At 54.2% G+C, this 11,290-nt stretch carries 11 protein-coding genes and 1 tRNA gene; 9 read left to right on the forward strand and 3 right to left on the reverse strand.

What is annotated here, in order from left to right; translation table 11 throughout:
* On the forward strand, nucleotides 1–1,338 hold the full coding sequence (locus tag FKW19_RS08560; RefSeq protein WP_089179801.1) for a folylpolyglutamate synthase/dihydrofolate synthase family protein: 1,338 nt from the start codon (nucleotides 1–3) through the stop codon (nucleotides 1,336–1,338).
* Between the two features lie 48 nt (nucleotides 1,339–1,386).
* Here the strand turns inward: FKW19_RS08560 and FKW19_RS08565 are convergent.
* A tRNA-Thr gene (locus FKW19_RS08565) sits at nucleotides 1,387–1,461 on the reverse strand.
* A 72-nt stretch (nucleotides 1,462–1,533) separates the two neighbouring features.
* Here FKW19_RS08565 and cysS point away from each other — a divergent pair.
* Entirely contained in the window at nucleotides 1,534–2,967 is a 1,434-nt protein-coding gene (gene cysS, locus FKW19_RS08570; protein ID WP_089179800.1) for a cysteine--tRNA ligase, read from the forward strand.
* Nucleotides 2,964–3,734, forward strand: coding sequence for an RNA methyltransferase (locus tag FKW19_RS08575; protein WP_006115623.1), 771 nt, complete (start codon nucleotides 2,964–2,966; stop codon nucleotides 3,732–3,734). Before cysS ends, FKW19_RS08575 begins: the two co-directional genes overlap by 4 nt.
* Before the next feature lie 64 nt (nucleotides 3,735–3,798).
* Here the strand turns inward: FKW19_RS08575 and FKW19_RS08580 are convergent, their stop codons facing one another.
* On the reverse strand, nucleotides 3,799–4,464 hold the full coding sequence (locus FKW19_RS08580) for an alpha/beta hydrolase (protein ID WP_003623374.1): 666 nt from the start codon (nucleotides 4,462–4,464) through the stop codon (nucleotides 3,799–3,801).
* 447 nt (nucleotides 4,465–4,911) lie between these two features.
* Here FKW19_RS08580 and FKW19_RS08585 point away from each other — a divergent pair, with 447 nt between their 5' ends.
* The 6 genes from FKW19_RS08585 to FKW19_RS08610 all read left to right on the forward strand — a co-directional run bounded on the left by FKW19_RS08585 (nucleotide 4,912) and on the right by FKW19_RS08610 (nucleotide 10,620).
* Complete coding sequence (locus FKW19_RS08585) at nucleotides 4,912–6,096, forward strand: cysteine desulfurase family protein (protein WP_089179799.1); 1,185 nt, start codon at nucleotides 4,912–4,914, stop codon at nucleotides 6,094–6,096.
* Between the two features lie 8 nt (nucleotides 6,097–6,104).
* Entirely contained in the window at nucleotides 6,105–7,268 is a 1,164-nt protein-coding gene (locus FKW19_RS08590) for a cysteine desulfurase family protein (protein WP_089179798.1), read from the forward strand.
* Nucleotides 7,269–7,346: 78 nt separating this feature from the next.
* Nucleotides 7,347–7,661, forward strand: coding sequence for a ferredoxin family 2Fe-2S iron-sulfur cluster binding protein (locus FKW19_RS08595; RefSeq protein ID WP_006115619.1), 315 nt, complete (start codon nucleotides 7,347–7,349; stop codon nucleotides 7,659–7,661).
* A 27-nt stretch (nucleotides 7,662–7,688) separates the two neighbouring features.
* The gene (gene mnmA / locus FKW19_RS08600; protein ID WP_063354763.1) at nucleotides 7,689–8,771 is read left to right on the forward strand and encodes a tRNA 2-thiouridine(34) synthase MnmA; all 1,083 of its coding nucleotides are present in this window, start codon (nucleotides 7,689–7,691) and stop codon (nucleotides 8,769–8,771) included.
* A 23-nt stretch (nucleotides 8,772–8,794) separates the two neighbouring features.
* Nucleotides 8,795–9,466 (forward strand): glutathione S-transferase, encoded by a 672-nt coding sequence (locus FKW19_RS08605; protein WP_063354762.1) that lies wholly within the window; start codon nucleotides 8,795–8,797, stop codon nucleotides 9,464–9,466.
* 56 nt (nucleotides 9,467–9,522) lie between these two features.
* Entirely contained in the window at nucleotides 9,523–10,620 is a 1,098-nt protein-coding gene (locus tag FKW19_RS08610; RefSeq protein WP_089179797.1) for a glycosyltransferase family 4 protein, read from the forward strand.
* A gap of 20 nt (nucleotides 10,621–10,640) precedes the next feature.
* On the opposite strand, the gene FKW19_RS08615 is transcribed toward FKW19_RS08610, so the two are convergent.
* Nucleotides 10,641–11,261 (reverse strand): RluA family pseudouridine synthase, encoded by a 621-nt coding sequence (locus tag FKW19_RS08615; protein ID WP_238331299.1) that lies wholly within the window; start codon nucleotides 11,259–11,261, stop codon nucleotides 10,641–10,643.
* Nucleotides 11,262–11,290: the final 29 nt, after the last annotated feature.

Consider the following 11,290-nt stretch of genomic DNA (forward strand, 5'->3'; position numbering starts at 1 on the left):
ATGACAAAAGTAGCAGCCTCTGGCCCAACAGCAGAATTTACGGGCCGGACTGGCGCGGTGTTGGAGCGGTTGAATAACCTATATCCAGCCCTGATTGATCTTTCCCTTGGGCGGTTAGAGGCGCTGCTAGCAAAGCTGGGGCACCCGGAAGAAAAGCTGCCCCCCGTTATCCATGTTGCAGGCACAAACGGGAAGGGCAGCACATGCGCAACTCTGCGTGCGATTGGTGAGGCCGCAGGCTGGCGTGTGCATGTGATGACATCCCCACATCTGGTGGATGTTACAGAACGGTTTCGTATTGCTGGTAAACTTGTTAGCGAATCGGAACTGGTTGCCACGCTGGAAGAAATCGAGCGAGTGAATGCTGGTGCGCCCATTACCGTATTTGAAGTTCTGACAGCGGCTGGCTTTCTGCTTTTTTCTCGCCATCCGGCAGATCTGGCTATTATCGAAGTGGGGCTTGGTGGCCGGTGTGATGCCACCAATGTGCTGCGTAAACCTGTGGCATGTATTGTTACCTCCGTCTCGCGCGATCACGAGGCATTTTTGGGGGACACGCTGGAAGCTATTGCCGGAGAAAAAGCCGGTATTTTCAAGCCGGGTGTGCCTGCTGTAACGGGCAAGCAGCCAGAGGCGGTTATGAAAGTTCTGCAAGCGGAGGCCGAAAAGGTAGGGGCTCCGCTTTATCGTCGTGGGGCTGAATGGTCAGTTTTTTCGCAAAACGGTGCGGAGTCGGGCACGGCTAGGCTGACATTTACAGACAGGGCCGGAGAACTCACATTGCCTCAGCCAGCGTTGGTTGGGCCGTGGCAGGTTGAAAATGTGGGGCTTGCTGTAGAGGCATTGCGCGTTTCCGGCCTGCATGTGCCGGAGCAGGCGTGGCAGGGCATTGGCCGTGTAAACTGGCCTGCACGCATGCAACAGCTTCATGGCGCATTGGCTTCTCATCTGCCTAAGGGCTGGGAACTCTGGTTGGATGGTGGCCATAATCCCGGTGCAGGCAATGCTTTGGCGCAGGAACTGGCGCACTGGAAAGATCAGCCCCTGCATGTGCTGGTGGGCATGAAACAAACCAAAGATGCAACAGGGTTTTTGCACCCTGTATTGCCATTTGCATCTAGCGTGTGGGCTATTTGTGAGCCTCAGCAGCATTTGGCATTGCCGGTGGAAGCTATTGTAGAAGCTTCTGGCGGAAAGGCTCAGGTTGGGCCAACGCTGGTTGAGGCGTTGGATGCGCTGGTTGCCCAGAATCCACAGCCACCTGCAAGAGTGCTGATTTGTGGCAGTCTATATCTGGCAGGAGTAGCCCTTAAGCAGGATGGATGGGTGGCCGCGTAAACCGGCCGCCTGCCACTAAACGCTAAGTTTTCAATGGGGAAGAAAAAGTGGTGCCCCCAGTAGGATTTGAACCCACGACCTACCGCTTACAAGGCGGTTGCTCTACCACTGAGCTATAAGGGCACTCATGCGTCTTGCGCAGGGGCAGAATTAAGCTGAAACTACCCCCTGTCGTCAAGACCTGTTTTTACGTTGATGGAAGGTTTTTTGAGGCGGCAGGATATTGCATCCAAACCGCTGCTGGCGCATCTAGGCTGCATGCCGCACTCTCATCTTCCTCCTCATCCAGTTCTATCCCTGCACGATAGCCAAAGCCGTGCCACGGTGCCGTTTACGCCTATCGATCCGGCACATGTAAAAGTCTATTATTGTGGGCCAACAGTGTATGACTTGGCCCATATCGGCAATTTGCGGGCTATGTTAACGGCAGATGTGCTGGTGCGTTTGCTACGGCATGTTTACCCGCGTGTGACATTTGTGCGGAACATCACGGATGTTGATGACAAAATTACCGCCCGTGCCCGTGCGAATGGGGAGGATATTGGTTCTCTTACCCAGCGCACGACAGAAGAATTCCATCAAGATCTAGCATCCATGAATGTGCTGCCGCCGGATATAGAGCCGCGCGCCACACATAATATTGGTGAAATGCAGGCCATGATTGCGCGGTTAATTAAAAACGGCCACGCGTATGAGGCCGAAGGGCACGTGCTGTTTTCGGTCAGCTCCTTTCCATCCTACGGCGCACTTTCTGGCCGCAACCCGGAAGATCTTGAAGCTGGCGCACGTGTAGAGGTGGCTCCCTACAAAAAAGCACCGGGTGATTTTGTGCTGTGGAAACCATCGGATGCAGACCAGCCGGGGTGGGATAGCCCTTGGGGCCGTGGGCGGCCGGGGTGGCATATTGAATGCTCGGCTATGTCCCATCGCTATTTGGGGGATAGCTTTGATATTCATGGTGGCGGATCAGACCTTCTGTTCCCGCACCATGAAAACGAACGTGCCCAGAGCCTGTGTTGCTTCCCACATGGCAAGTTTGCCAATTATTGGGTGCACAATGCCATGCTACTGGTTGAGGGCGAGAAAATGTCCAAGTCTTTGGGCAATTTTCTGACCATTCGGGATGTGCTGGCCCAAGCCCCGGCAGAAGCTCTGCGGTTGCTGCTGTTGGGGGCGCATTATCGCTCTACGCTCAATTATACGCAGGCCGGTTTGCAGGAAGCGCGTAAAACGCTGGATCGGTTCTACCGTGCGCTTGCTGCGGGACCGGTGCCAAAAACAGATGTGCCAGAGGGCGTTTTGCAAGCTCTGGCAGATGATCTTAATACACCCAAGGCTATTGCGGAGCTGCACGCTCTTGCAGCGCAAGCTTTGGCAGGAGATAGGCAAGCCGCAGGCGCGCTTAAAGCAGGTGCAGGCATGCTGGGGCTTTTACAGGGTGACCCGGACCAGTGGTTTAAAGGTGATGCATCTGATGAAGACGCCGCGATTGAAGCCCTGATCAACGAACGTCTGGCGGCTCGCAAAGCGCGGGATTTTGCAAAGGCCGATGCGCTACGTGATCAGCTTCAGGCTCAGGGCATTGTGCTGGAAGATACCAAAGACGGCACAAGCTGGAGGCGCGCATGACCGGGCGGGACGGAGGCGCACCTCTGGAGCCAATAGGCAATACGCCAGTTGTTATTTTGGTGCGTCCGCAGATGGCGGAAAATATTGGCACCACAGCGCGCGCCATGGCCAATGGGGGCCTTTTCCATTTGCGGCTTGTCAGCCCAAGGGATGGATGGCCGCAAGAGCGCGCATGGCGTGCTTCCTCCGGGGCAGATCGGATTCTGGAAGCTGCAACGGTGCATGAGAGTGTGGATGATGCCGTGGCAGACTTGCACCATGTGTATGCAACGTGCCCACGGCCTCGGCATATCATCAAGCCAGTTTTAACGGCCCGTGGTGGTGCAGCGGAATTGCGTGCGGCAACAGGGCGCGGGTTAAAAGTTGGCCTGATGTTTGGCCCCGAACGTGCTGGCCTTGATAATGAAGATATGGCGCGGGCAGATGCACTGATTCGCTATCCGCTTAATCCGGCTTTCATGTCGCTTAATCTGGCGCAGGCCGTCATGATCATGGCTTATGAATGGTGGATGGCAGAGGATCAGACCCCCCCGCATGAACTCATGACGAATGAGACCCATGTGGCCACCAAAGGGGAGTTGGAAAACTTTCTGCAACATCTGGAGCGTGAGCTAGATAGCTGCGGTTTTCTGCGCAATGAGCAGAAACGGCCCGGTATGGTGCGGAACCTACGCCACTTTTTTACACGCGGTGAGGTAACAGAGCAGGAACTGCGCACGTTGCATGGTGTTGTACGAGAGCTGGCACACCCGCGCCGAAAAGACTGATATTTTTTAAGGAAATATATCTGCTGCCAGTCCATAAAAATGGCTGGCAGCAGTAAAGCGGTTTTTAGTCCGCCGCCAAAGGCATATTATGGTGCGCCATGGCCTTGGTTACGTGGTCTTCCACCGCGTTGGTAATCTTATCTACCTGTTTGGCAAAGATATGATCCGCTTCGGGGAAAACGCGGTAATCAACTGTTACACCTTTTTGGGTGTTCAGCTTATCTACCAGTTTATGAATGGCAGGTTCTGGGGCCATATCATCCTTGCCGCCAGCAATCATCAGGCCACCGCAGGGGCAGGGTGCCAGAAAGCCGAAATCATAATGCGCGGCAGGTGGTGCAATGCTGATCCAGCCGGTAATTTCTGGGCGGCGCATCAGCAATTGCATGCCAACAAAAGCACCAAAAGAATAACCTGCAATCCACAGACCACTGGCGTTGGGGTTAACCATCTGCATCCAGTCCAGCGCTGCGGCGGCATCTGAAATTTCGCCAATACCGCCATCAAACCGCCCCTGAGAACGGCCAACCCCGCGCGAGTTGTAACGCATGACGGAAAAGCCCATCTTTTCGAACGTGCGATACAGCGCATAGGTAATGCGGTTGTTCATGGTGCCGCCGTGCAGCGGGTGGGGGTGCAGCACGAGGGCAAGCGGGGCGTTGGGCTCGTTTGAATGGTGATAGCGCCCTTCAAGACGACCATCAGGGCCGGCAAACATAACCTCTGGCATTCGGGTTCCGCTTGATCATGGAAAACGTCCGTGGGCATGACGTTTCCGGGTTCTGTAAACAGGTCTGGCTAAAAACGATGCCACGTTCCTAATCAGGCCATGCGGGGCAGAAGCCACGCAGTTAAATGTTCAACACACCTTTCCTTTCCGTTTGTGGGGAGGAAATGGAAAGGAAAGGTTCTTTAGGTATATGGTGTCTCTGATGTGTAGAGAAAATAGCAGAAGGTGTTTTCTGCCGTTGACCTTGGAGAAGACACAGGCATAATCATGCACCAAGATTCCGTGGAGATCGTAATGCGTGGGGGAAGGTTTTTCTCCCAGCGTGATTAGGCATGCTGCACCTCGTGGTGTTGACCATGCGGCTTTCTATAGCGGCTGTGCGACCAAGATTTCCACATAAATCGTTATAATGGCTGTTTTTCGCCCTTTTGGGTATGGCATGTCTGTGTGGCAGGCGATCTGATTTGGGGCATCATGACAAGCAGAACAGAAAAAAACAGCAGTGGTTCAGATGTGGTTTATCTGGACGCTAATGCAACAGAGCCTTTGCGCCCGCAAGCGCGTGAAGCCTTGCTGGAAGCTGCTGATTTAACAGGGAATCCATCTTCCGTGCATCGGGCTGGCCGTAAGGCTCGCGCTTTGTTGGAACAAGCCCGTAATACGGTTGCACGTTATCTGGATGTAGCGCCGCTGAACTGTATTTTCACATCAGGCGGAACAGAAGCGAATGTGCTGGCCATGAGGGGACTCGGCCAAGGCCGCAGGTTTCTGATAGGGCGCACGGAGCATGATGCTGTTCGCAAGGGTGCACCAGAAGATGCACACGTGGCGTGGTTGGATGTGGATGCCAATGGTCAGGTACGGTTAGATAAGCTGGAACAGGTGCTGGCGCAGGATGAAACACCTGCTTTTGTGTGTTTGATGCTGGCGAATAATGAAACAGGCGTGCTGCACCCGATTGATGATGTGGTTTTGCTGTGTCGGAAGTATGGGGCGCATTTGCATGTAGATGCGGTGCAGGCAGCCGGGCGCTTGCCATTATCTGTTGAGAAAAGCGGAATCGATAGCCTTGCGTGCTCAGGCCACAAAATGGGTGGACCAAAAGGGGCGGGGGCCTTGTTGTTGCGTGGGCCAGCCCCAGCACGTGTGCTGCCAATATTTGAGGGCGGAGGGCAGGAGCAGGGCCGTCGTGGTGGCACGCCTCCGCTACCGGCTATTGCGGGCCTGGCCGCAGCTTTAGGTGCGGCGCTGGAGCAGCCGCGAGATCTAGCCCCGTTGCGGAATAGTATTGAGCAGGCGGCAGTGGCCGCAGGCGCCAAAGTATTTGGGGCAGATGTGCCGCGCCTGAACAATACTGTTTCTTTGGCATTGCCGGGCAGGCGGGCGCAGGCGCAACTGATGCGTCTAGATCTGGATGGTATTTGTGTTTCGGCTGGCTCGGCCTGTTCTTCGGGTAAAGTAGCGTTTTCACACGTGTTGGAAGCTATGGGGGCGGATGACTTGGCGGGGCAGGCCTTACGCGTTTCTTTGCCGTGGAATGTGACAGAGCAAGATGTTGCCCGCTTTATCGAATCTTATACCCGTATGGCGCAAAGCCCGGCAGCTATTGGGCTCATGGATTCTCTGGTGTAATTTCGATCATGGCATCTTCTATTTATTTTGATCATGCAGCCACCACACCGTGTGATCCGCGGGTGCGCCAAGTGCTGCTGGATGTTCTGGACCATGAAAATGGTAACCCACACAGCACAACACATGAAGCGGGTATGCGTGCGGCAGACAGAGTAGCACATGCGCGTAATCAGGTTGCCAGCTTGATAGGGGCTGATGCTAAGGAAATCATTTTTACATCGGGTGCTACAGAAGCCAATAATCTGGCCATTAAAGGGGCTGTACGCCATCTGGCGGCACAGGGTAGCCCGCGTAAGCGTGTTATAACTGTCGCTACAGAGCACAAATGTGTTTTGGAAAGCGTACGAGATCTGGCGCAGGAAGGGTTTGAACCTGTTGTGCTGCCAGTAGATGCTAACGGCCTACTTGATCCATCTGTGCTACAAGAGGCGCTAAAAGTGCCCACAGCACTTGTTTCCATTATGGCGGCGAATAATGAAACAGGCGTGCTGCAAGACATGCCGGTTCTTAGCGCTTTAGTGAATGAAGCAGGAGCTTTACTGCATTCTGATCTGGCGCAAGCCGCGGGGAAAATTCCTGTAGATGTGCGGGCATGGGGTTTGGCTTTGGCTTCTGTTTCCAGCCACAAACTGTATGGCCCAAAAGGTGCTGGAGCATTGTTTGTGCGGCGTCGGCCACGTGTCCGTCTGGCGTCTCTGTTTTCTGGCGGAGGGCAGGAACGTGGCGTGCGCTCTGGCACCGTGCCCGGTTTTCTTGTGGCTGCGTTTGGAGAAGCCTGCCAGATTGTAAAGCAGGAGATGGATACCGGCTTTGAGCATTTATCCATGTTGCAGCGCGTTTTTCTAAACAAATTGAATGCTGTTTTGCCGGGGTGTGAGGTTAATGCCGTTGCAGCCCCACGTTTGCCGGGTATTTTTAACCTGCGCTTGCCCGTAGGCGTTTCGGCTTTGGATGTTGTGGCGGTTATGCCAGATCTTGCTGTTTCTTTAGGATCGGCCTGTTCTTCGGCAGAACTCGCCCCATCTTATGTGCTGGAAGCAATGGGGTTGCGTAGGGAAGAAGCGGGAAGAAGCTTGCGTCTGTCTCCCGGACGTTTTACCTCAGCCGCCGAAGCAGAACGCGCGGCAGAAAATTTGGCGCAGGCTGTCTTGCGGGTGCGGAGCGTAACGTAAGTTACCAAGTGCAACCCGACAGAAGCGCCATAACCCCACATGCTGCAATGAAACAGCCTTTGGCAGGATGGAAAACCAATGCCCCAGATGACATTTGTTGAACAGGACGGAACCGAACACAAAGTGGATGCGCCGGTTGGCCTTTCCGTGCTGGAAATTGCCCACAAGCATGGCATTGATCTTGAAGGCGCGTGTGAGGGTTCTCTGGCCTGTGCAACGTGCCATGTGATTGTAGATCCAACTTGGGCCCCCAAGCTGGCTGCCCCTACAGATGATGAAGAAGATATGCTGGATCTGGCTTTTGGGCTGGAAAAAACATCTCGCTTGGGCTGTCAGATTGTCATGACAGATGCACTGGATGGTTTGGTTGTACGCCTGCCCAGCAAGGCCTGAAGCCGTTTTAAAAAGGATATAGCGCTCATGCGTATACTTGTTGCCATGTCTGGTGGGGTGGATAGCTCTGTTGTAGCTGCTCGCCTTCTGGAGGAAGGGCATGAAGTTGTGGGTGCTACCTTGCAGCTTTACGATTCGCGTGGGGCTGCAAAAAAAGGTGCGTGCTGCGCGGGGCAGGATATTCGGGATGCCCGTGCAGTGGCAGACCTTCTGGGCTTTCCGCATTACGTGATTGATGCGGAACGCCGTTTTAAGGATAGCGTTATAGAGCGTTTTGCAGATGCCTATGCATCGGGTGAAACGCCAGTGCCCTGTGTGGCGTGCAATCAGGGTGTAAAGTTTACGGATCTGTTGGGCCTTGCGCGTGAAATTGGCGCAGATGCTATGGCAACAGGCCATTACGTTCGTCGTGTAGAAGGGCCAGAGGGCGCAGAACTGCACCGTCCGTGTGATGAAGACCGGGATCAGAGCTGGTTCCTGTTTGCTACCACGCGGGATCAGCTTGAGTTTCTGCGCTTTCCGCTAGGCGATATGCCAGACAAGGCTGCCGTTAGAAAAGAAGCCGAGCGCTTTGGTCTGGTTGTTGCGGGCAAACCCGATAGCCAGGACCTATGCTTTGTAAGCGATGGCTCCTACGTGGATCTGGTTGAAAAAATGCACCCTGAAATGGCTGGTCCGGGTGAAATTGTGGATCAGCAGGGGCAGATTGTCGGCCAGCACGAAGGCGTTATGCGGTTTACGGTGGGCCAAAGCAAAAGGCTGGGGAATGCCGCGCGCCTGAATGGTGAACGCCAGATGGTGGTTGGTGTAGAACCGGGCCGCAGGCGTGTGATTATTGGCCCGCGGGAAAAATCTTTTGTTACGGCCCTTTCCGTGCGGAATGTGAACTGGCTGGTAGATGCCCCCCCAGAAGGTTTGGTTTGCCGCGTGCAGATGCGCGCGCGGGAAGAGCCTCGGGCCGCCCGCGTGGTGCCTACGCCGGAGGGGGCTATGGTGTATCTGGAAGAACCAGCTATGCCCGCCCCTGGGCAAGCCTGTGTATTCTATCAGGGCACGCGTATTCTGGGGGGTGGGTTTATCCGCCGTATGGAAGAAACTGTTCCAGCATAATTTTGGGGTAAAGGGCACGAATGATGGCTGATGGTCGGCTTGTTATTGGTACGCAGCGGTATTCTTCGTGGTCTTTGCGGGGCTGGCTGATGGTAAAGCTGGCACAACTGAATGTGGATATAGATGTTGTGCCGCTAGCAGGTGGTGGCAGAACCACAGTGCTTAAAACACTGTCTCCCAACGGGTGTGTGCCGTATTTGGAGCATGAAGGCGCTGTTGTGTGGGATTCGCTTTCCATTGCGGAATACTGCGCAGAACACCAGCCTGCACTATGGCCGTCTGAACGGTGCGAACGTGCGATCGCACGCTCCATATCAGCAGAAATGCATTCCGGATTCCGTGGCGTGCGTTCTGCTCTGCCGATGAATCTGGGGCGAGATTCTCGTCCGCTGGCAGAGCCTTTAGCGGAAGATGTGTTAAAGGATATCGCCCGAATTGATGCCATCTGGACAGATGCCAGAGCCCGTTATGGGGCTAATGGCCCGTATCTGTTTGGTGCATCTTTTGGAAATGCAGATGCCATGTTTGCCCCGATTGTCTGCCGATTCCTGTCCTATGACGTTACAGGGCTATCCGATGTTTCCCGCGCTTATATGGAAGCCGTGCGGCAGCACCCGCTGATGCGGGAATGGTATAAAGAGGCGGCAGATGAACCGGCAGAGTGGCAGTTGGATATGTATGAATCCATCCCCTGATACGGTGTGACGTTCTACAGTGTGCCCCACAGAATGTATGATACCGGAGGGGTAAAATGGCGCGTGCCTTACGGGTTTTAACAGTTTTACCCCCCCGAGAAAGATTTGCACCGCAACAGGCTGGGGCCATTGCGTTACTGGTGCATCGCACAGCCTTAGAAGGTGAAACTGTTGTAGGGTCACCTCTATCTGTTCCAAGTTTTCAGGGTGTGGCTTTCCAGCCCGTTCCTTCCATTTTGTATCCGTGGGGGCGGATTGGCCGATATATAGCCGGAGTAGCCAGAAAAATTCGGCAGCTTCAACCAGAACTCGTTGAGGTTCATAACCGGCCAGATATTGCACTGGGGCTGCGCAAGCGTTTCCCTCATCTTCCTGTTTCTTTAGTGCTGCATAATGATCCGTGCGGCATGAAGAAGGCGCGCACAGCAGCAGAACGAGAAACACTGGCAAGCAAGGTGGCGGTGGTTGCCGTATCTGAATGGGTGCAAAAGCGCTTTAAAAGTTCAGTACCTGCTGCGGATGTGTATGTGCTGCCCAATTGTCTGGACTTTTCAGCTTTGCCTGAAGTTTCTCAAAAGCGCGAGAATCTGTTGCTGTTTGCGGGCCGTGTTGTTGCCGATAAAGGTGTGGATTCCTTTGTAGCAGCTTGTGCTGAAATATTACCCTCCCATCCTGTATGGCGTGCTGAAATTATTGGTGCAGACAGGTTCGGCCCGGATTCTCCGCAAACGCCTTTTTTAAAGCAGTTGCGTGTGCAAGCACAGGCAGCCCATGTGGCGATGGCCGGGTATCAACCCCATCATAAAGTGTTGGATGCTATGGGGCGGGCAGCTATTGTTGTCATACCTAGCCGTTGGCCAGAACCTTTTGGCATGGTAGCCCTAGAAGCCATGGGAATGGGTGCGGCTGTGGTCGCTTCCTCTCGTGGTGGTCTGCCAGAAGTGGTCGGAAATGCCGGGGTATATGCTAACCCGGATGATGTTCCGGCTTTAGCGAATGTTTTGCGTGGTTTGATGAACAATCCGCAAAAGCGCAGCCAGATGTCTGTTGCAGGTAGTAAACAGGCCCAAAAATTTGATGCAGAAATTATCCGAAAAAAACGGCAGCTTTTACATGAAGGCATTGTCAAAACGTGGCTGCATAAAAGAAAATAAACTTCCATCTTTTGGGGCGCTTAAAGTTTGGCTTCCTCGTTAGGTTTCCATCCGCAAGCTTGCAAAGCTGGCACCATGCCGGGGCGGGGCGGTGCAACCGCTGTAATGGGGGGAGAAAGTGGCAGGGTTAAACTTCTGGCCAGAAGGTGCAATCCTTCAGAGTGCGGCGTGCCATAAAGAGGATCACCTATAATAGGCCAGCCCATGGCGGCACAATGCACGCGGGCCTGATGTGTGCGCCCTGTTTCAAGGGTAAGCTCCAGCCAGCACATCCCCTTGCTTCGGCCAAGAACTTTCCATTTTGTGGCGGCATGCGTGCCAGAAGGAGATGCAACCATCTGCCAGCCTTTTTTAGAGGATTGTTTTTCAAGTGGCAGGTCTATGCGGCCAGTGTTTGCCTGTGGGCCGGTTTGTACAACGGCCCAATAGATTTTCTGTGCTGTTTTGGTGGCAAAGGCTTGTTGCAAGGCCAGAAGGGGTTGCTTGCGTAAGGCTATGGCCAAGCAGCCTGATGTATCTGTATCCAGCCTATGCGCCAGCCATGGCCCATCCTTACGACGAGAAAGCAGCGGAAACCAGTCTTCAACACTTGGCCCACCAGCAGGGCCTGCATGAACAGGCAGGCCTGCCGGTTTATTCAAAATAACCAGATGATGATTCTGATAGAGGA

It is taken from the genome of Acetobacter sp. DmW_125128, from assembly GCF_008704325.1.
In the GTDB taxonomy this organism is placed as follows: Bacteria; Pseudomonadota; Alphaproteobacteria; order Acetobacterales; family Acetobacteraceae; genus Acetobacter; species Acetobacter oryzifermentans.

Coding starts and splice junctions, on each gene's coding strand:
- FKW19_RS08590 (WP_089179798.1), top strand. CDS start 6,105: ATGGCATCTTCTATTTATTTTGATCATGCAGCCACCACACCGTGTGAT.
- FKW19_RS08575 (WP_006115623.1), top strand. CDS start 2,964: ATGACCGGGCGGGACGGAGGCGCACCTCTGGAGCCAATAGGCAATACG.
- FKW19_RS08595 (WP_006115619.1), top strand. CDS start 7,347: ATGCCCCAGATGACATTTGTTGAACAGGACGGAACCGAACACAAAGTG.
- cysS (WP_089179800.1), top strand. CDS start 1,534: ATGGAAGGTTTTTTGAGGCGGCAGGATATTGCATCCAAACCGCTGCTG.
- mnmA (WP_063354763.1), top strand. CDS start 7,689: ATGCGTATACTTGTTGCCATGTCTGGTGGGGTGGATAGCTCTGTTGTA.
- FKW19_RS08580 (WP_003623374.1), bottom strand. CDS start 4,464: ATGCCAGAGGTTATGTTTGCCGGCCCTGATGGTCGTCTTGAAGGGCGC.
- FKW19_RS08605 (WP_063354762.1), top strand. CDS start 8,795: ATGGCTGATGGTCGGCTTGTTATTGGTACGCAGCGGTATTCTTCGTGG.
- FKW19_RS08560 (WP_089179801.1), top strand. CDS start 1: ATGACAAAAGTAGCAGCCTCTGGCCCAACAGCAGAATTTACGGGCCGG.
- FKW19_RS08610 (WP_089179797.1), top strand. CDS start 9,523: ATGGCGCGTGCCTTACGGGTTTTAACAGTTTTACCCCCCCGAGAAAGA.